Source organism: Brumicola blandensis (assembly GCF_031846165.1).
Taxonomy (GTDB): domain Bacteria; phylum Pseudomonadota; class Gammaproteobacteria; order Enterobacterales; family Alteromonadaceae; genus Glaciecola; species Glaciecola blandensis.
In genome coordinates, this window is record NZ_JAVRIE010000005.1 from 315,262 (window position 1) to 336,297 (window position 21,036).

General features: G+C 42.8%; 16 protein-coding genes and 1 tRNA gene. 15 read left to right on the forward strand and 2 right to left on the reverse strand.

The genetic code is table 11. From position 1 onward, the window contains the following. The 6 genes from RM544_RS13585 to RM544_RS13610 all read left to right on the forward strand — a co-directional run bounded on the left by RM544_RS13585 (window position 1) and on the right by RM544_RS13610 (window position 3,878). The gene (locus RM544_RS13585; protein WP_311362343.1) at window positions 1–1,209 is read left to right on the forward strand and encodes a sensor histidine kinase; all 1,209 of its coding nucleotides are present in this window, start codon (window positions 1–3) and stop codon (window positions 1,207–1,209) included. A gap of 34 nt (window positions 1,210–1,243) precedes the next feature. Continuing rightward, window positions 1,244–1,852 (forward strand): response regulator transcription factor, encoded by a 609-nt coding sequence (locus RM544_RS13590; protein ID WP_311362344.1) that lies wholly within the window; start codon window positions 1,244–1,246, stop codon window positions 1,850–1,852. Between the two features lie 268 nt (window positions 1,853–2,120). Continuing rightward, window positions 2,121–2,197 (forward strand) — tRNA-Trp (locus tag RM544_RS13595). 75 nt (window positions 2,198–2,272) lie between these two features. After that, on the forward strand, window positions 2,273–2,650 hold the full coding sequence (gene secE / locus RM544_RS13600; protein ID WP_311362345.1) for a preprotein translocase subunit SecE: 378 nt from the start codon (window positions 2,273–2,275) through the stop codon (window positions 2,648–2,650). A gap of 2 nt (window positions 2,651–2,652) precedes the next feature. Next, entirely contained in the window at window positions 2,653–3,189 is a 537-nt protein-coding gene (gene nusG / locus RM544_RS13605; RefSeq protein WP_311362346.1) for a transcription termination/antitermination protein NusG, read from the forward strand. A gap of 185 nt (window positions 3,190–3,374) precedes the next feature. Further along, window positions 3,375–3,878 (forward strand): fasciclin domain-containing protein, encoded by a 504-nt coding sequence (locus tag RM544_RS13610; protein ID WP_409220103.1) that lies wholly within the window; start codon window positions 3,375–3,377, stop codon window positions 3,876–3,878. A 94-nt stretch (window positions 3,879–3,972) separates the two neighbouring features. Here the strand turns inward: RM544_RS13610 and RM544_RS13615 are convergent, their stop codons facing one another. Beyond that, window positions 3,973–4,890 (reverse strand): DNA ligase, encoded by a 918-nt coding sequence (locus RM544_RS13615; protein WP_311362347.1) that lies wholly within the window; start codon window positions 4,888–4,890, stop codon window positions 3,973–3,975. Window positions 4,891–5,167: 277 nt separating this feature from the next. Here RM544_RS13615 and rplK point away from each other — a divergent pair, with 277 nt between their 5' ends. The 6 genes from rplK to rpoC all read left to right on the forward strand — a co-directional run bounded on the left by rplK (window position 5,168) and on the right by rpoC (window position 16,158). Further along, window positions 5,168–5,596, forward strand: a complete 429-nt coding sequence (gene rplK, locus RM544_RS13620) for a 50S ribosomal protein L11 (RefSeq protein WP_311362348.1) — start codon at window positions 5,168–5,170, stop codon at window positions 5,594–5,596. Between the two features lie 4 nt (window positions 5,597–5,600). Continuing rightward, entirely contained in the window at window positions 5,601–6,299 is a 699-nt protein-coding gene (rplA, locus tag RM544_RS13625; protein ID WP_311362349.1) for a 50S ribosomal protein L1, read from the forward strand. A gap of 321 nt (window positions 6,300–6,620) precedes the next feature. Next, entirely contained in the window at window positions 6,621–7,139 is a 519-nt protein-coding gene (rplJ, locus tag RM544_RS13630; RefSeq protein WP_311362350.1) for a 50S ribosomal protein L10, read from the forward strand. Between the two features lie 53 nt (window positions 7,140–7,192). After that, a complete protein-coding gene (gene rplL / locus RM544_RS13635) occupies window positions 7,193–7,564 on the forward strand; it encodes a 50S ribosomal protein L7/L12 (RefSeq protein WP_311362351.1) in 372 nt (123 codons plus the stop codon). 276 nt (window positions 7,565–7,840) lie between these two features. Continuing rightward, window positions 7,841–11,869: a DNA-directed RNA polymerase subunit beta gene (rpoB, locus tag RM544_RS13640; protein WP_311362352.1), complete on the forward strand. Its 4,029-nt coding sequence runs from the start codon at window positions 7,841–7,843 to the stop codon at window positions 11,867–11,869. Window positions 11,870–11,955: 86 nt separating this feature from the next. Next, window positions 11,956–16,158, forward strand: a complete 4,203-nt coding sequence (gene rpoC / locus RM544_RS13645) for a DNA-directed RNA polymerase subunit beta' (protein WP_311362353.1) — start codon at window positions 11,956–11,958, stop codon at window positions 16,156–16,158. 102 nt (window positions 16,159–16,260) lie between these two features. On the opposite strand, the gene RM544_RS13650 is transcribed toward rpoC, so the two are convergent. After that, the gene (locus RM544_RS13650) at window positions 16,261–17,340 is read right to left on the reverse strand and encodes a hypothetical protein (protein WP_311362354.1); all 1,080 of its coding nucleotides are present in this window, start codon (window positions 17,338–17,340) and stop codon (window positions 16,261–16,263) included. Window positions 17,341–17,780: 440 nt separating this feature from the next. Here RM544_RS13650 and rpsL point away from each other — a divergent pair, with 440 nt between their 5' ends. The 3 genes from rpsL (at window position 17,781) to fusA (ending at window position 20,943) form a co-directional block, all read left to right on the forward strand. Then, a complete protein-coding gene (gene rpsL / locus RM544_RS13655; RefSeq protein WP_195733806.1) occupies window positions 17,781–18,155 on the forward strand; it encodes a 30S ribosomal protein S12 in 375 nt (124 codons plus the stop codon). 73 nt (window positions 18,156–18,228) lie between these two features. Further along, window positions 18,229–18,699: a 30S ribosomal protein S7 gene (gene rpsG / locus RM544_RS13660; RefSeq protein WP_311362355.1), complete on the forward strand. Its 471-nt coding sequence runs from the start codon at window positions 18,229–18,231 to the stop codon at window positions 18,697–18,699. A 141-nt stretch (window positions 18,700–18,840) separates the two neighbouring features. Further along, window positions 18,841–20,943, forward strand: a complete 2,103-nt coding sequence (gene fusA, locus RM544_RS13665) for an elongation factor G (protein WP_311362356.1) — start codon at window positions 18,841–18,843, stop codon at window positions 20,941–20,943. The last annotated feature ends 93 nt before the right edge of the window (window positions 20,944–21,036 follow it).

Genomic DNA, 21,036 nt, shown 5'->3' on the forward strand with positions numbered 1-21,036 from the left:
ATGTCTGCCACTCAGTTTGTTGCAAGCCGCAAAGTCAACATGCCTTCTTTGGTCGCGGGTAGAAAGAAAATATGGTCTGGTGTTAGTGTCCTTTTCTCGTTATTTTATTTTTTACCCTACTTTTATTTCGAAACACCACAATTTGAATTAGGCAGTTTACTACTCGCTTACTTGGCTTTTTTATTTACCTATGTGTTGGCTTTACGTAGCCAAGTACCTCAAGTCCTAGGACATTTACTCTTGGTAGTGGTCGTCTGTTTTATGGCATCCTTACTGACTTATGGTGGCTTATTTTTATTTGCTTATATCGCATTTGTGATTGCCTATCACTTACCTTTTTCCTCTCAAGAGCGAGGGGCGAGTGAACAAAATGAAAGACCTTCCTTCTTGTTACAGAGTCGTACTTGGCTTATTTTTTTATTACTTGTCATCACTTTCCGGTGGGCGATACAAGACACGTATTCTTTTTGGTTAAGCGAAACTATTATTCAATGGCAGTTCACGCACTTCACGCCAATCTATGCGGCTGTACTAATGTTGTTTTGCTTCGGCTTTTTGGAACGACGAGAAACGCGTTTTGCTTCAATGAATGAGCGCTCTCGAGAAGAGATTGAACAAATCAGTACTATTGCCGAGCGCGAACGTATCGGTCGAGATTTACATGATATTGTCGGACACTCATTATCGAGCATCTCGGTGAAAGCAGACCTAGCCGACAAATTAATTATTAAAGGAAAGGTAGATGCAGCGCAACAAGAGATGCGTGATATTGCGAGTATTTCTCGAGATATTTTGAGTGATGTACGCAAAGCGGTTAGCAATATCAAACACCGCAGTTTGCACGATGAAGTGCGCAGTTTGACGAAACTGCTGGAAAGCAAATCCATCATGGTAGATTGCGACATTGATGAAAACGCGCTCCAAAAGTTAAGCTTGAAAAGTGAATCACAGCTCGTACTGATACTCAAAGAACTGGTCACGAATGTGCTTCGTCATAGCAATGCCAGCGAAGTCTATTTCAGTGCGAGAGAAAAGCAAGGTGCGCTTGAAGTTATCGTTCATGACAATGGAGCAGTATCGAATATTCAGTTTGGAAATGGCTTGTCTGGTATAAAAGAGCGATGTAGAAATATTTCTGCAACTGTTTATTTTAATCACGACAACGGTTTTAAATGCGAGCTTGAACTCGGGCTACACAGCGAAAGATAGCCGCAGATTGGCAGAAATAGCCTAAGGATTGATAATGCAGACAATCATGGTGGTAGAAGACCAAAGCTTAATTCGAGATGCCATTTCGACGCTGCTTTCATTGGAAGATGACTTTGACGTAATTCACCAATGTGAAGACGGAGAGCAAGCTTTAAACTTACTTACTCAATCAAGTGCACTACCTGATATTGTCTTGAGCGATATTGAAATGCCGAATGTCACTGGCATTGAGCTAGCTGAACAAGTTTCTGAACTATTCCCAGATATAAAGTTTGTTATCATGACCACCTTTGCTAAAGCAGGTTACGTTCGGAGAGCTATGTCGAGTGGCGCAAAAGGCTTTATTCTTAAAGATGTACCTAGTGATTATTTGGTATCTTCATTACGAGATATTTGCAAGGGTAAGGTGATTATTGATCCTGAATTGGCAGTACTTGCTTTGGGCGACAAAGACCCCTTGTCTGAAAAAGAGCGCAAAGCCATACAACTGATAGGGGATGGCTTATCTACTCAGCAGGTGGCGGATAAATTGTTTCTTTCCCAAGGCACGGTTCGCAATTATTTATCAGAAGCGATATCAAAACTAAATGCAATGAATAGCAACGATGCTGCGCGAATAGCTAGGCAGAAAGGGTGGCTATAGCGTTTTTACTTTGTTATTGATAGTAAGAGAGTGTCGAAGACTGATAAAAGGAGAAGATACTTGAATAGTTAATTTACGCCCCTACATTTAAGTATGGACGAAGAATACAAAAAAATTGTAGCAAGACAGAAAAGTATCGTTGTAAGGTACTTGTATAACTTGCTTGCATGAGTATAATACGCGTCCCTCCCTTATGACGCTGATGACTTCCTTTCAAGAACACAACATCACAAGGGAAATGTAACTAAAATATGTATCGCACGGATGTAGGGGTGTAGCTCTAATTGGTAGAGCAGCGGTCTCCAAAACCGACGGTTGGGAGTTCGAGTCTCTCCACCCCTGCCACTTTGTGGTGAATCCTGTGAAAAGAATTAATTAATAGCCGGTCCGTTATGACGCGGCTAGTTTAGGGTAACACTGATGAGTGAAAAGGCAGAAAACACGTCTAACCCGTTAGACTTAGTAAAGTGGTTATTAGTAATCGTGCTGTTGGGCGGTTTAGTATACGCTTATGGTGCGTATGAAGACGTTTCAGTTCTTTACAGAGCCTTAGGAGCGGTAGCTATCGTTGCTATATCTTTGGGCATTGCTGCAACGACAGCTAAAGGCAGTGCGTTTTTGGTCTTTGCAAAAGATTCACGCACAGAAGTACGCAAGGTTATCTGGCCAGACCGTACCGAAGCCAATCGTATGACACTAATCATCCTTGTTGCTACCGCAATCGTTGGTCTGTTCTTATATTTGATTGATATGTTCATCGTTTGGGGAATTGGTCTGTTCACTGGGATCGGAGGTTAAGCATGTCTGACAAGAAATGGTATGTAGTTCAAGCGTTCTCTCAGTACGAAGGTCGAGTTCAGAAAACCCTACTTGAATACATCAAAATGCACGGTATGGAAGATTACTTCGGTGAGATTCTTGTACCTACAGAAGAAGTCGTTGAGATGCGTGCTGGTCAAAAGCGCAAGTCTGAGCGTAAATTTTTTCCTGGCTACGTATTAGTAGAAATGGAAATGAACGAAGAATCATGGCACTTAGTGAAAAGTATTCCTCGAGTACTTGGTTTCATTGGCGGAACATCTGATCGTCCAATGCCAATCACTAAGAAAGAAGCTGATGCAATATTAAATCGTCTCGAAGAATCAGTTGATAAGCCAAAACCAAAAACCTTGTTCGAACCAGGCGAAGTTGTTCGCGTTACCGATGGTCCATTTGCTGACTTTAATGGTGTGGTCGAAGAAGTTGATTATGAAAAAAGCCGCTTGAAAGTATCAGTGCTCATCTTTGGGCGTTCAACCCCAGTTGAACTAGAGTTCGGTCAAGTAGAAAAAGGCTAGAGTTAAAAGCAAAAAAGGGGTCAGAGTTAATTAATTTGCATTCGCATATTAATTAACTCTGACCCCTTTTTTTATTGTTAAAAATTAAACAATTGTAATGTTACATCTTTATGAGTTGGAAACCGGTATCAAGCTACAGAAACGCATCTTGCGATTCTTACTACTTTCAATCAAAAGGATAATTTATGACAGCTCTAGCCAATAAAATGTTAAAAACAGTTTCTGTACTAGCACTTACTTTCATGATGGCCGCCACTGCTTCTGCGGGTCACCACGGCGATAAAAAGGACATTGTTGATACTGCAGCAAGCAACAAAGACTTCTCTACTTTGGTTGCAGCAGTGAAGGCAGCTGGTTTAGTCGACGCGTTGAAGGCCGATGGTCCACTCACTGTTTTTGCACCGACAAATGCAGCATTTGCAAAACTACCTGCTGGTACCGTTGAATCCTTATTAAAGCCTGAGAATAAGGACAAGTTAGTACAAATATTGACTTACCATGTGGTTGCTGGAAATGTGATGGCAGCCGATGTAGTGAAGTTGAAGTCAGCAACTACACTAGAAGGTTCAGATGTTACAGTATCAGTATCAGATGCCGGCGTTAAAATTAACAACGCTAATGTAGTAGCAACAGATATCAAAACATCTAATGGCGTAATTCACGTTATCGACACAGTAATCTTGCCATAAGAAGTATCACCCATATTAGGGAAGGGGTATTAATCTCTTCCCTAACTATTTTCTGCGACAGCATCAACCCGCGATACAATATGCGAAAAAGGGCCTATTGAAGGTCGAAAGGTAACAGCGCTTCTCGCATCTTTGCGATTCTTAAAAAACTGGCAAACCGTGGTACTCCGTTTTTCGTGTAGCCGTGAAAAGTAAAGGTTATTGTGCTGCCAATAGCGGGTGGGGTTTTCCGTTCTGAATCAGTAAAGCCTGTACCGATTTTGAACGTCACTTCGTTTCCGTTCTTATCCTCACTTTGCACCAACAGAGAACCCAACAAGCCAGAGTACTTCCCTTTTCCTTCAATATGCCCCAAGACAAGTGCTTCACTATCCATGTATGGCTTTAATTTTAACAGGTCATCACTTCGACCAGATTGAAAGTCGCTATCAGCCTTATGGAGCATAAGCCCTTCCGCACCATTTTGAGTGATATCCATTAATAACTCCGTGAGTTGATGGTTTGTTGCAAGCGTTAATTGTTCAACCGGTAAAACATGAGACAAATTCAGTGCCAGCAGTACGCTAGTGTAGTGTTTTGATCTGATTGTGAACTTGTCTTCAAAATTTGGCGCATCGAAGACCATATATTTCACCCGTTTCCATTCGTTATTGTCGGCTGTATATCTACTAACGATTGAAGCGACTTCCTCAAACGTGTTTCGAGCTATCCATAGCTCCCCATCTAACCACATATCGGGAAGTTTTTCGGTAAACCAAGCTGGGGCATTAATCCTATTGCCTTGACGGGTCATCAGTGTTCGATTTCGCCAAATTGCACGAACACCATCAAATTTCTCACTGACCAAGTAACCTCGGACATCTTGTGCTTCATAAACCTTTGCGAGTTGCACTCCGACAGCATCTGAATTCGTCATGGCAGAAGTGTCTATGCACCATGAAGTAAAAAGCACAAATATCACCAGTTTGAGTGCGGGTAGTTCATCAGGTGTAGATCGGTTAAATGGGATCATATTATTCTCGTTTTAAAACATATTTCTGATACCAAATATTGCTCAATTTCAAGGTTTTAAACAACTCAACCAAAGCACAGTTCTGCCAATAAAAAACTAACTCTGACACCTTTTTCGGGCGCTTTTCGGCAAACGCTAAAATAACTTGAATTAAGGCTTGTGTTTACTGCACCAAAAGCATATAATTTGCGCCCTTTTTTATGCACAGGGAAGCCGTTTGAGAAGATATTCTCAGTATCTTCAAGGCGTTATACCCACAAATAGAGAGTAAAAAGTAATGGCGAAGAAAGTCACTGGCTTAATTAAGCTACAGGTTGCAGCAGGCGCTGCTAACCCAAGTCCACCGGTTGGTCCTGCACTAGGTCAGCATGGTGTTAACATCATGGAATTCTGTAAAGCGTTTAACGCAAAAACAGAATCTCTTGAAAAAGGCGCTCCGGTACCAGTAGAAATTACTGTATACGAAGATCGCTCTTTCACATTCTTAACGAAAACTCCTCCAGCTTCTTTCTTACTTAAGAAAGCGGCAGGCATCAAGAGTGGTTCTGGCCGTCCTAATACTGAGAAGGTGGGTAAAGTTACTCGCGCTCAGCTTGAAGAGATTGCAAAAACAAAAGAACCTGATTTAACAGCTGCTAGCCTTGACGCTGCAGTGAATACCATCGCGGGTTCTGCTCGTAGTATGGGCTTGGTAGTAGAGGGTTAATAGAATGGCTAAATTATCAAAAAGAATGCGTAACATCGCTGAAAAAGTAGACGTTACAAAAGAATACGAAATTAATGAAGCTGTTTCACTTTTAAAAGAACTTGCAACTGTTAAGTTCTCAGAAAGCGTAGACGTTGCAATTAACTTGGGTATCGATGCTCGTAAATCTGACCAAAACGTTCGTGGTGCAACTGTACTACCAAACGGTACTGGTAAAGAAGTACGTGTTGCTGTGTTCACTCAAGGTGCAAACGCTGAAGCTGCTAAAGAAGCTGGTGCTGACATCGTTGGTATGGAAGACCTAGCTGAGCAAGTTAAAAAAGGCGAAATGAACTTTGACGTTGTAGTTGCTAGCCCTGACGCGATGCGTGTTGTTGGTACACTCGGTCAAATCTTAGGTCCACGTGGCCTAATGCCAAACCCTAAAACGGGTACAGTTACACCAGACGTAGCGACTGCAGTAAAAAATGCAAAAGCTGGTCAGGTCAGATATCGTAACGATAAGAACGGTATCATCCACGCTAGCATTGGTAAAATTGCTTTTGAAGCAAACCAAATTCAAGAAAACCTTGAAGCATTGCTAGAAGCGTTGAAAAAGGCTAAGCCTTCTTCAGCCAAGGGTACATATATTAAGAAAGTTAGTTTAAGCACAACAATGGGCGCTGGTGTTTTATTAGACCAGGGTTCTTTGACTCAAGCTTAAGTAACTTTTCTCTTTAAGGTTATGGGTTGGAGTTGTTTGCGCCAAAAGCGTAACTCAACTCCCGTCCAAGACCGCAGGCGCTAGGCAGTGAAAGAGGTAAGAGAACTTTCACACACTTCTTCGGGAGCGAAATGCCAAGCTTAATATTACCTGCGCAGACGGTGGTTTCAACTCAGACTCTCTGGGAATGAACACCGTAGAGCGGTACAAGATATGCTTCAGATGTTCGCATCCAGTATATCGAGTATCAATCTGTTAACGCTGACGATAGCGTTTATCGAAAGGTAAACAAAAGAGTCAGATTTTAAGAAGGTGAACTCAGTGGCACTAGGCTTAGCAGCAAAAAAAGAGATCGTAGCTGAAATTGAAGAAGTTGCTTCTCGCGCTCTATCCGTTGCCGTCGCTGAATACCGTGGGATGGAAGTTCATGAACTGACTGACCTACGTAATAAAGCTCGTGAACAAGGCGTATTTCTTAAAGTTGTACGTAACACACTAGCTAAACGTGGATTGGCCGACAGCAAATTTGCTGACATGGATTCTGCATTAGTTGGACCGTTAATTTATGGTTTCTCTATCGAAGCACCGGGCGGCGCAGCGCGCTTGTTCAAAGACTTCGCTAAGACAAATGATAAGTTGAACGTGACAGCATTGTCTATTGGTAGCGGTTTACTAGGTCCAGAGAAATTGGACGCAGTAGCATCACTACCTACCCGCGACGAAGCGCTTGCGAAATTACTTGCAACCTTCAAAGCACCTGCCGAGAAATTCGTTCGTACTATCAACGAAGTTCCAGGCAAGTTTGTGCGCGTATTGGCGGCGATCAAAGAAGAAAAATAATTTTCTTTTTTGGCATTATAAATTTTTAACATTAAACCCAGGAGTTTAGAGAAATGGCTCTAACCAAAGATGATATTTTAAACGCGATCGCAGAAATGCCAGTTATGGAATTGGTAGAATTGATCGAAGCAGCAGAAGAAAAATTCAACGTATCTGCAGCAGCAGCAGTAGCAGTAGCTGGTCCAGCTGCAGCAGCTGAAGCGGCTGAAGAGAAGACTGAATTTGACGTAGTTCTTACTTCATTCGGTGCTAACAAAGTTGCTGTTATCAAAGCAGTACGTGGCGCAACTGGTCTTGGCTTGAAAGAAGCTAAAGAAGTAGTTGAGTCTGCACCTAAAGCAATCAAAGAAGGCGTTTCGAAAGAAGACGCTGAAGCATTGCAGAAAGAACTTCAAGAAGCTGGTGCTGAAGTAGAAGTTAAGTAATTAGTATTTCTAATTACTGGCCTTAACAGGCTCAGGCAGGTGATTTTTAATCACCTGCCTTTTTGCGCTGTAGGATATGCAATATTTCACCCTTTGTTTGCTATCCAGGAAAGCGTTGGTATTTAACCGGTAAGTTTTTGTTTTCGTTAGAAAGCAATATTACATTTTATGATGTATGCTTAGGTTAATGCCCTATTAAAAGGGTACTGGAAGTTTGTTACACGCAAGGCAGTATGTGTAGCAGGTTGGGTCTAAAATCAGTCGGCTGAGGAACCCATGGTTTACTCTTATAGTGAAAAGAAACGTATCCGTAAGGATTTTGGCAAGCGCCCCCAGGTATTGGAAATTCCATACCTCCTTTCAATTCAACTGGACTCATTTAAAAAGTTCATTGACCAGGATCCTGATGGTCAATATGGCTTAGAAGCGGCTTTCCGCTCTGTGTTTCCAATAAAAAGCTACAGCGGTAACAGTGAGTTACAGTATGTAGCATATCGCTTAGGCGAGCCCGTGTTTGACGTAAAAGAATGTCAAATTCGTGGTGTAACTTATTCAGCTCCTTTAAGAGTCAAGCTGCGTCTTGTCTTGTTTGATAAAGAAGCCGCGCCAGGTACAGTTAAAGACATCAAAGAACAAGAAGTATACATGGGTGAAATCCCATTGATGACTGAAAACGGTACGTTCGTGATTAACGGTACTGAGCGAGTAATCGTATCTCAGCTACACAGATCACCAGGTGTTTTCTTTGACCATGACAAGGGCAAAACTCACTCGTCTGGTAAAGTTTTATATAACGCTCGCGTAATCCCATACCGTGGTTCATGGTTGGATTTTGAGTTCGATCCGAAAGATAATTTATTCGTTCGTATTGACCGTCGTAGAAAACTACCAGCAACAATTATTCTTCGTGCATTAGAAATGAGCACTGAAGAAATTCTTGAACTTTTCTTTGAAAAGACAGCTGTTCGCATCGATGGCGACAAGCTGATGATGGATGTTGTGCCAGATCGCCTACGTGGTGAAATTGCGCAATTCGATCTTCTCGATAAGAAAGGCGAAGTGATTGTAGAAACCGGTCGCAGAATATCTGCCCGTCACACTCGTGCATTAGAGAAAGCAAAAGTATCAGAATTGGAAGTTCCAGCTGAATACTTACTTGGTAAAATTTACGCCAAGACTTTCGCGAACGAAGAGACTGGTGAGATTGTTGTCAATGCGAACGATGAAGTCACTTTAGAAAACCTACTCGCTCTTCGTGAAATGGGAATCGATACTTTCGAGACATTGTATATCAATGAGCTTGATCACGGTTCATACATTTCAGACACCATTAAGATTGATTCAAGCACTAATAAATTAGAAGCGCTTGTTGAAATCTATCGCATGATGCGTCCTGGTGAGCCACCAACGAAAGATGCTGCTGAAACACTGTTCGAGAACTTATTCTTCTCTGACGACAGATATGACTTATCTGCTGTTGGTAGAATGAAGTTCAACCGTCGCTTAGGTCGTGAAGAACTCACTGGCTCAGGCACACTAGCGAAAGAAGATATTGTTTCTGTAATGAAGCAACTTATCACTATTCGTGACGGTAAAGATGAAGTTGATGATATCGATCACTTAGGTAACCGCCGTATTCGTTCGGTTGGTGAAATGGCAGAGAACCAATTCCGTGTTGGTTTAGTCCGTGTTGAACGTGCTGTTAAAGAACGTTTAAGCTTGGGTGACCTAGATGCCATCATGCCTCAAGATCTTATTAACGCTAAGCCTATCTCTGCGGCTGTGAAAGAGTTTTTTGGTTCAAGCCAATTATCTCAATTCATGGATCAGAACAACCCGCTTTCAGAAGTAACGCACAAACGTCGTATTTCTGCTTTAGGCCCGGGTGGTTTGACGCGTGAAAGAGCTGGCTTTGAAGTTCGAGACGTACACCCGACTCACTATGGTCGAGTATGTCCAATCGAAACGCCTGAAGGTCCAAACATTGGTTTGATCAACTCGCTTTCGAGCTTCGCAAGAACAAATGACTTTGGTTTCTTAGAAACCCCATATCGTCGTATTGTAGATGGTGTCGTGACTGACGATATCGATTACCTATCGGCTATTGAAGAAGGTCAATTTGCGATTGCACAGGCAAACGTATTATTAGATGACAAAAATGCATTAGTTGAAGACTTGATTCCATGTCGTCACCGTGGTGAAACCACATTGATGCAGAAGCAAGACATCACATACATGGATGTCTCTCCACAGCAAATCGTATCAATCGCTGCAAGTATTATCCCGTTCCTAGAACACGATGATGCTAACCGTGCATTGATGGGATCAAACATGCAACGTCAAGCTGTACCAACGCTAAAAGCGGATAAGCCTTTAGTTGGAACGGGTATGGAGAAGACCGTTGCGGTTGATTCTGGTGTGACTGTGGTTGCTAAGCGTGGCGGTACTATTGACTATGTCGATGCTAGCCGTATCGTGGTTAAGGTTAATGAAGAAGAAATGACAGCCGGTGAAGCTGGTATTGATATCTACAACCTAACTAAGTACACGCGCTCTAACCAAAATACTTGTATTAATCAAAAACCAACTTGTAATGTAGGTGACCCTATTGTTACTGGTGATGTACTGGCCGACGGTCCATCAACAGACTTGGGTGAGCTAGCGCTTGGTCAAAACATGCGCATCGCATTCATGCCTTGGAATGGTTATAACTTTGAGGATTCCATCCTTATTTCTGAGCGAGTTGCTCAAGAAGACCGTTTCACTACGATTCACATTCAAGAACTTAGCTGTATCGCTCGTGATACCAAGCTTGGTCCTGAAGAAATCAGTGGCGATATCCCGAATGTGGGTGAGTCAGCGCTAGGTAAACTAGACGAATCTGGTGTTGTATACATCGGTGCTGAAGTGAAAGGTGGCGATATTCTTGTAGGTAAAGTGACGCCTAAAGGCGAAACACAACTTACGCCGGAAGAGAAACTACTGAGAGCAATCTTCGGTGAAAAAGCGTCTGACGTTAAAGATACTTCATTACGTGTACCAAACAGTGTACGTGGTACGGTTATCGATGTTCAGGTGTTTACTCGCGACGGTGTTGAAAAAGACAAACGTGCGCTAGAAATCGAAGACATGCAATTGCGTCAAGTGAAGAAAGACTTAGGTGATGAATTCAGTATTCTAGCCGATGGTATTTTCGCTCGTGCCCAGAACTTGTTACTTAAGTCTGGCATTGACCAAGCTAAATTAGACAGCACTCCTCGTGAGAAGTGGTTCGACATCGTATTAAAAGATGAAGATGCACAAGCTGAGCTTGATCAAAGCGCTGCGCAACACGAAGAAGTGAAAAACGACTTCGATAAGAAATTTGAAAACAAACGCCGCAAGATTACTCAAGGCGATGACTTAGCACCAGGTGTGTTGAAAATCGTTAAGGTTTATCTTGCTGTGAAACGTCATATTCAGCCAGGTGATAAAATGGCTGGTCGTCACGGTAACAAGGGTGTTATCTCAGCAATTCAACCTGTTGAAGATATGCCATACGATGGAAACGGCACGCCGGTAGACATCGTATTGAACCCGCTAGGTGTACCGTCACGTATGAACATTGGTCAGATTCTTGAAACTCACTTAGGCATGGCAGCCCATGGTTTAGGTGTGAAGATTGACCGCATGATCAAAGAGCAAGAAGAAGTCGCGAAATTGCGTAACTTCTTGAAAGAGGTGTATAACCTTGGTGAATCTCATCAAGAAGTTGACCTTGATACTTTCTCTGATGACGAAATTAAGCGTTTAGCTGAAAATCTGCGCAAAGGTGTGCCTGTTGCTACTCCGGTATTCGACGGTGCGCGTGAGTCAGAAATCAAAGAAATGCTGAAACTAGCAGATATTCCTGAAAGTGGTCAGATCGAGTTATTCGATGGTCGCACAGGTAGATCTTTCGAGCGTCCTGTTACTGTTGGTTACATGTACATGCTGAAACTTAACCACTTGGTTGATGACAAAATGCATGCACGTTCAACTGGTTCATACAGCTTGGTTACGCAACAACCGCTTGGTGGTAAAGCACAATTCGGTGGTCAGCGCTTCGGTGAGATGGAAGTGTGGGCACTAGAAGCATACGGTGCTGCGTATACGCTACAAGAAATGCTAACTGTTAAGTCAGATGATGTTAACGGCCGTACTAAGATGTATAAGAACATCGTAGATGGCGACCACAGAATGGAGCCTGGCATGCCAGAATCCTTCAACGTATTGTTGAAAGAAATCCGTTCATTGGGTATTAACATCGAGCTTGAAGAACAGTAAGCGTTCGGGTAGAGCAGAAACAGGTTGGCCCTGTCTTCACCTCGGTGAATTCAGGGTCGTGACAATGACTCCGTTGGGAGAGAAATGTGAAAGACTTATTAAAGTTTATTAAACAACAAAACAAGACCGAAGAATTCGATAATATCAAAATCGGTCTTGCTTCACCGGACATGATTCGATCATGGTCTTTTGGTGAAGTTAAGAAGCCTGAAACGATTAACTATCGTACGTTCAAGCCTGAGCGTGATGGTCTTTTCTGTGCTCGTATATTCGGCCCAGTAAAAGACTACGAATGTTTGTGCGGTAAGTACAAGCGTTTGAAGCACCGCGGTGTTATCTGTGAGAAGTGTGGTGTTGAAGTAACACTCACTAAAGTACGTCGTGAGCGTATGGGTCACATTGAACTGGCAAGCCCAGTTGCACACATTTGGTTCCTAAAATCATTACCGTCAAGAATCGGTTTGATGCTAGACATGACACTTCGTGATATCGAACGTGTTTTGTACTTTGAATCATATGTTGTGACAGAAGCGGGCTATACAGAGCTTGAAGCAAGACAGCTATTAACTGAAGAAGAATACTTAGATTCTTTGGAAGAGCATGGTGATGAGTTTGAAGCGAAGATGGGTGCAGAGGCAGTATTTGAATTGCTTAAGCAACTTGACGTTGATGCAGATGTTGCTGCAATGCGTGAAGAGTTACCATCAATCAACTCTGAAACTAAGCGTAAGAAAATTACTAAGCGTTTGAAACTGTTAGAATCTTTCCAACAGTCTGGCAATAAGCCAGAGTGGATGATCTTAACTGTGTTACCGGTATTACCACCTGAACTTCGCCCACTAGTTCCACTAGATGGCGGTCGCTTTGCGACTTCAGATTTGAACGACCTTTATCGTCGAGTAATAAACCGTAACAACCGTTTGAAGCGTCTTTTAGACCTTGCAGCACCAGACATCATTGTCCGTAACGAAAAGCGTATGCTTCAAGAAGCGGTTGATGCGTTACTTGATAATGGTCGTCGTGGTCGTGCAATCACAGGTTCTAACAAGCGTCCATTGAAATCACTTGCTGACATGATTAAAGGTAAGCAAGGTCGTTTCCGTCAAAACCTTCTTGGTAAGCGTGTTGACTACTCTGGTCGTTCTGTTATCACCGTTGGTCCAACATTGCGTTTGCACCAGTGTGGTCTACCTAAGAAAATGGCTCTTGAGTTATTCAAGCCGTTTATCTATGGCAAATTAGAAGGCCGTGGTCTTGCGACTACGATCAAAGCTGCTAAGAAATTAGTAGAACGTGAAGCGCCGGAAGTATGGGACGTTCTTGACGAAGTTATTCGTGAACATCCAGTGTTGCTTAACCGTGCACCAACACTTCACAGACTTGGTATCCAAGCGTTCGAACCAACCTTGATTGAAGGTAAAGCTATTCAATTGCACCCATTAGTATGTGCGGCATATAACGCCGACTTCGATGGTGACCAAATGGCGGTTCACGTACCATTGACTATCGAAGCTCAGTTAGAGTCTCGTGCGTTGATGATGTCAACTAACAACATCCTTTCACCAGCCAACGGTGAGCCAATTATCGTTCCTTCACAGGACGTTGTATTGGGTCTTTACTACTTAACACGTGACCGTGTTAATGGTTTAGGTGAAGGCATGGTATTTACTAGCCCGCACGAAGCTGAAAAAGCATATCGTACAGGTAACGCTGAGCTTCATGCTCGCGTAAAAGTACGTATAACAGAGTTTGATGTTGCAGAAGACGGCTCAAAAACTGAAAAAGTAACGCTAACAGACACTACTGTTGGTCGCGCAATTTTCTCGTTGATACTTCCTAAAGGCCTGCCTTTTGAAATCATCAACAAAGCAATGGGCAAAAAGCAAATTTCTCAATTGTTGAACACTTGCTACCGTGTTCTAGGTCTTAAAGATACTGTTATCGCAGCTGACCAAATCATGTATACCGGTTTCCACTACGCGATGATCGCGGGTGCGTCTGTTGGTATCGATGATATGGTTATTCCAGATGCGAAGAAAGAAATCATCGACGCTGCAGAAGCAGAAGTTGTTGAGATTCAAGAGCAGTTCCAGTCTGGTCTAGTAACAGCGGGTGAGCGTTACAACAAAGTTATCGATATTTGGTCTACGGCAAACGAAAGTGTTGCCAAGGCGATGATGGACAACTTGAAAACTGAAACTGTTAAGAACAAAGACGGTGAAGATGAAGAGCAAGCTTCTTTCAACTCAGTTTACATGATGGCCGACTCCGGTGCTCGTGGTAGTGCTGCACAGATTCGTCAGTTGGCGGGTATGCGTGGTCTTATGGCGAAACCAGATGGCTCAATTATCGAAACGCCAATTACTGCAAACTTCCGTGAAGGTCTAAACGTACTACAGTACTTTATCTCTACTCACGGTGCTCGTAAAGGTTTGGCCGATACAGCATTGAAAACAGCTAACTCGGGTTATTTGACTCGTCGTTTGGTTGACGTTGCACAAGATTTGGTTATCAATAACGACGACTGTGGTACTTTCGAAGGGGTTAAAATGACTCCATTAATCGAAGGTGGTGATGTTGTTGAAGCACTACGCGAACGTGTTCTAGGTCGTGTTGTTGCTGAAGACGTTGTTAAACCAGGTACTGACGAAGTGTTGGTTGAGCGTAATACGCTACTAGACGAAGGTTTAGTAGATATGCTTGAAAGCAACAGTGTTGATCAAATCATGGTTCGCTCGGTTATCACTTGTGATAATGACTTTGGTGTTTGTGCGAAGTGTTACGGTCGTGACCTAGCACGTGGTCACATGGTTGGTTCTGGTGAGTCTGTCGGTGTAATCGCAGCACAGTCAATCGGTGAACCTGGTACACAGTTAACCATGCGTACATTCCACATCGGTGGTGCGGCATCAAGAGCAACAGCAGAGAACAACGTACAAGTTAAAACAACCGGTACATTGAAATTCTCTAACGCGAAGTTCGTACGCAATACAGATAAGAAAGTGGTTATTATCTCACGTTCAACTGAGTTGACAGTGATCGATGACCAAGGCCGTGAGAAAGAGCGCTATAAAGTGCCTTACGGTGCAGTACTAGGTGTAGATGACGGTTCAGCGATTAATGCTGGCGATGTTGTTGCTAACTGGGACCCGCATAGTCACCCAATCGTGACTGAGCGTGAATCTAAGATCAGCTTCGCAGACATCGATGATTCAAACACTGAAATGCAACAAGACGAATTGACGGGTTTGACTCGTATCGTTGTTAAAGATCTTTCTAAAGCAAATGCGAAAGAGCCGAAGCTTATTCTTGAGAACGACGAGTTCGGTCTTCAAGAAATCCGCTTGCCAAGCTTTACGACTATCGAGGCCTCTGATGGCAAGGTAGCTAAAGAAGGTGACGTGTTAGCTCGTATACCGCAAGAAAGTTCGAAAACTCGTGATATTACCGGTGGTCTTCCTCGAGTTGCTGACTTGTTTGAAGCACGTAAGCCGAAAGAGCCTGCAATCTTAGCTGAAATCTCTGGTGTGATTGGCTTTGGTAAAGAAACCAAAGGTAAGAAGCGCTTAACGATTACGCCGAAGGCGGGTGAATTTGCTTCGCAAACAAACGACGCAGGTCATTACGAGGAGATGATCCCGAAATGGCGTAACCTGAACGTGTTTGAAGGTGAATCAGTTGAAAAAGGTGAAGTTATCGCGGACGGCCCAGAGTCGCCACACGATATCCTACGCCTAAGAGGCATTAGTGCTGTTTCTAATTACATCGTAAACGAAGTACAAGAAGTATATCGCTTGCAAGGTGTAAAAATTAACGATAAGCACATTGAAGTTGTTATTCGTCAGATGTTACGTAAGTGTATGATCACTGCGTCGGGCGATACCCAGTTCCTAGAAGGCGAGCAAGTTGAGGTTTCTCAAGTTAAGATCGCTAACCGTGAAATGGAAAAACAAGGTAAGTTACCAGCAAGCTATGAAACACAGTTGTTGGGTATTACTAAAGCTTCATTGTCGACTGAATCATTTATCTCAGCTGCATCATTCCAAGAAACAACTCGTGTGTTAACGGAAGCTGCTGTTCAAGGTAAAGAAGATGATTTACGTGGCTTGAAAGAGAACGTTATTGTTGGTCGCTTAATCCCAGCTGGTACTGGTTTTGCGTATCACCAAAAACGTGCTGCTCGTAAAGCAGCTGAGAGAGAAGAGTCAGTAGAGCCGTCAATGGCTGCTGATGAAGCTGCTCAAGCAATCTCTGAACTACTAAACGCTGGCGATGACAGCGCAGAGTAAGTCAACTTAAGGCGAAAGCTTTTAGAAAGAATAAAAACGGGGAGCTGACGAAAGTCGCTCCCCGTTTTGTTTTGAAAAAGTGAATAAAGGAGCATAAATTCATTATTGAAATGTCTTCACAAATTCAGCTTGAAATGGATCTACTCTCGATTCGTCACACGCATCATGAAAACCATATTCAAAGATGCTTTCAATGTGTCTTGCAATGTAGGGGTCTCGATTCGTATTTTTGTATCGAGTGAGCATGTCAGTCGCCATTTTGTTGTTTCCATTACAAGCAAAACGAAGGGCATCGTATATTCGGGCATAGCTATCACCGTCATTAGACGCCTCTCGAACTAAAGATATTCCATCCTCTTCAATCGTCATCATGCCCAAAATAAACTTTGCTCTTGGTTCTTGTCTTTCAGAAACTAAGTACTTTAAGATGGTTTTCGCTTTATATGTTGAGCTTGGGTAATAGCTTTCAAAGTAACCGTACTTGTTCAGCAGAGTTCCACTATAGAAAGCGTAAGCATGTCGCAGCGCCACTTTCGTGGTCAACTTATCTAAATCGTTTACTTCTACAGATATTGCTATATTTTCGAATGACTCTTGTCTTTGTGCTACAAACTCTTCTGCTTGCTTAGCCTCGATAGCTATATCGAATACATAAAGAAAACTAGTTGAAACCAACATAAGCCCAGAGCTTAATACCGCCATTACGGGTAGTGATATAAACCAACGGTTTTTCATTGTTTTGTAGCTAGAATGTGGCTCTATTTCTGTGAGCCTAAAAAAAGCTCTATGCAATTCAAACGGTATTTTCTTGCGTGCTGTGAAGACGGCTAACCAAGCTCCTCCTGCACACATCCCAAGTAGCACAGAGGCCCATACTAATGATCCGGGAGGTAATAAAATATTAAGTAATACTGCAGCATAGATAAGTAACGCATGAAGTAGAAAAGCGATTAGTGAAAACACTATCGTATAGCCTCGGCCATGCATACGCACGGCGCCGCCTATGACTAAACCGCTTATTAGTATAAATGTTGCTGCAATGTCGGGCACTTGCAAATATGTAAAATACCAGAGCCACAATGACAAAACACACCATAATGAGCCCAAGACTCCTGCTTTGAGGGCGTTTTGTTTTGATAATAGTTTGTCTACCTCAGCCAATTCCTTTTGCGTCACTTCCACGTTTCTTTTTACTCCTTCGATACCTACAATACTCATTCATAGGCTGAAAAATCTCACTATGTTCTAAGCTATCAAAGCAACTCAAATGAAGAAAGTTTTATTCTTAGAATACTGAAAAATTCTAGTTTTGTAGTGCATTTTCTGTATACATTTTCATAAGTTCACCGATGCTTATTTTACTGTTTTAGCGCCCAGCCTGCTTGACATTCAGCCCTTTGATCTATAACATTCCGCGACCCGAATTTGCCAAAGTCTTATTTTTTTAAAAATCTGACTGAAATATTCAGCTTTATTCGATTGCGTAAGTTATTGGTTTTATTCGGTAAAAGAGCAGCAAGTTTATTTTCATAAAGACATAAACTTGTAACAGTACTCGTGTAATCTTCGGCGCTTTCGTCAATTTTACATTGAGAATATATTTTTTAATCAGGAGCTAGTTAATGGCAACAGTTAACCAGTTAGTGCGTAAGCCACGTAAAAAGCCGGTCGAGAAATCGAACGTAGCTGCTTTACAAGCCTGCCCACAACGTCGTGGTGTATGTACTCGTGTATATACAACTACGCCAAAGAAGCCGAACTCTGCACTACGTAAAGTATGTCGTGTTCGCTTAACAAACGGTTTTGAAGTGTCTTCATACATTGGTGGTGAAGGTCACAACTTACAAGAGCACAGCGTGGTACTTATCCGCGGTGGTCGTGTAAAAGATTTACCAGGTGTTCGTTATCACACAGTTCGCGGTACATTGGATTGCGCTGGCGTTAACGATCGTAGACAAGCCCGTTCTAAGTACGGCGCTAAAAGGCCTAAGTCTTAACGGTTCTCCGTTAGTAAGGCCAAACTATTAAATTAGAGTTTTGGGTTATACCTGAATTCCACGGAGAATTAAGATGCCAAGAAGAAGAGTCGTAGGTCAAAGAAAAATCCTACCGGATCCTAAGTTCGGATCACAGTTGCTTGCTAAGTTCATGAATGTCGTAATGCTCGACGGCAAGAAGTCCACCGCTGAAAAAATCGTTTACGGTGCCCTTGATATTGTTGCTGAAAAAACCGGCAAACCACACCTAGAAGTGTTTGAAGATGCACTAGAGAACATCCGCCCTACAGTCGAGGTTAAATCTCGTCGTGTGGGTGGTTCTACGTACCAAGTACCTGTAGAAGTTCGTCCAGTTCGTCGTAACGCACTAGGTATGCGTTGGATGGTAGATGCGGCACGTAAGCGTGGTGAGAAATCCATGGCACAGCGTTTAGCAGCTGAAATGATTGATGCACAAGACAACAAAGGTAGTGCGGTTAAGAAACGTGAAGACGTTCACCGCATGGCAGAAGCTAACAAAGCATTTGCTCACTACCGCTGGTAGTCTTGAGATATTGATTGAATTGGAGTCAAAGCGTTTTGCTTTGGCTCCTTTTGAGTTTTAAAACACGAAGAATAATGCGGTCAAGGCTAGATATAAATTAACCCTGACCACATTGTTTTTTTTAACAAATAAGAGAGAAGTATGCCTCGTAACACTCCAATAGAACGCTATCGCAACATCGGAATTGTTGCACACGTTGACGCGGGTAAAACCACGACAACTGAGCGTGTTCTTTTCTATACCGGTATTTCACATAAAATCGGTGAAGTTCATGATGGCGCTGCCACTATGGATTGGATGGAGCAGGAGCAGGAACGCGGGATTACGATAACGTCTGCAGCAACGACATGTTTTTGGGCAGGTATGCAGCAGCAATTCGACCAACATCGTATCAACATCATTGATACTCCGGGGCACGTTGACTTCACTATCGAGGTTGAGCGTTCGTTGAGAGTACTGGATGGTGCTGTCGTCGTATTTTGTGGTTCTTCAGGTGTTGAACCTCAATCTGAAACGGTATGGCGTCAGGCAGATAAATATCACGTCCCTCGCATGGTTTTTGTTAACAAAATGGACCGTGCTGGTGCAGATTTTGAGCGCGTTATCAACCAGATCCGCAAGCGTTTGGGCGCTAACTGTGTGCCTATTCAATTGAATATCGGCGCTGAAGAAGAATTTAAAGGTGTGATTGACCTCATCAAAATGAAGTCAATCAACTGGAATGAAGCCGACAAAGGCGCGACGTTTACATACGAAGACATTCCTGCAGAACACTTAGATAAAGCCGAACAGTATCGTACGGAAATGGTTGAGGCTGCGGCCGAAGCAAACGATGAACTGATGGAGAAATATCTTGGTGGAGAAGAATTAACAGAAGCAGAAATCAAAGAAGGCTTACGCATTCGTACATTGAACAATGAGATTGTTTTAGCAACTTGTGGTTCAGCGTTCAAGAATAAAGGCGTACAAGCTGTTCTTGATGCTGTTGTTGAGTATCTGCCAGCGCCAACTGAAGTACCGGCGATTAAAGGCATCCTAGATGATAAAAACGAAACTGAATCGACTCGTGAAGCTGATGACAGTGCACCGTTTGCAGCCTTAGCATTTAAGATTGCGACAGACCCATTTGTGGGTACATTGACCTTCTTCCGTTGCTATTCTGGTGTTATCAAAACAGGCGATACGGTTTATAACCCAATTAAGGGTAAGAAAGAGCGCATTGGCCGTATGGTGCAAATGCACGCCAACGATCGAGCAGAATTAAAAGAAGTTCGTGCAGGTGATATAGCTGCAGCGATCGGCTTGAAAGACGTCACGACAGGGGAAACCTTGTGTGATCCAAGTAATATTATTACACTTGAAAAAATGGACTTCCCAGATCCCGTTATTTCGATTGCGGTTGAGCCAAAATCAACAGCTGACCAAGAACGAATGGGTATTGCCCTTAGCAAGCTGACGGCGGAAGATCCTTCATTTAGAGTGAAGACTGATGATGAGACGGGACAAACGATCATTTCTGGTATGGGTGAATTACACCTAGATATCATCGTTGATCGTATGAAACGTGAATTTAATGTTGAATGTAACGTAGGTAACCCTCAGGTTGCTTATCGTGAGACAATTCGCAAATCGGTTGAAGCTGAAGGTAAGTTTGTTCGTCAGTCTGGTGGTAAAGGTCAGTATGGACATGTTTGGTTGAAGATAGAACCAAACGAAGAAGGCGCAGGCTACGAATTCGTAAACGAAATTGTTGGTGGTACAGTGCCAAAAGACTTTATACCAGCAATTGATAAAGGCATCGAAGAACAGATGCAAAATGGTGTGCTAGCGGGTTATCCCGTATTAGACATCAAAGTAACCTTATTCGATGGTTCTTACCACGATGTTGACTCTTCGGAAATGGCGTTTAAAATTGCTGCTTCGATGGGTTTCAAGAATGGGTGCGCTGATGCAAACCCAGTGTTACTTGAACCAACTATGCAGGTTGAAGTAACGACTCCTGAAGACTGGATGGGTGATGTGGTCGGAGACCTAAACCGCCGTCGAGGGATGATTGAAGGTATGGAAGAGGGTGTAGCAGGCATTAAGATTGTGCGTGCTAAGGTGCCACTTTCGGAGATGTTTGGATATGCCACGGCATTGCGTTCTGCAACGCAAGGTCGCGCGTCATACTCAATGGAATTTTATAAGTATGCGGAAGCACCGAGTAATGTCGCTAAGGCAATAATCGACTCCCGTATGTAAACAATTTTATTTTTAATTTAAACTATAGAAGTTAATTCACTCCAATATTGGAACGAATACTAAACTTAGGAAACAAAGAAAATGGCAAAGCAG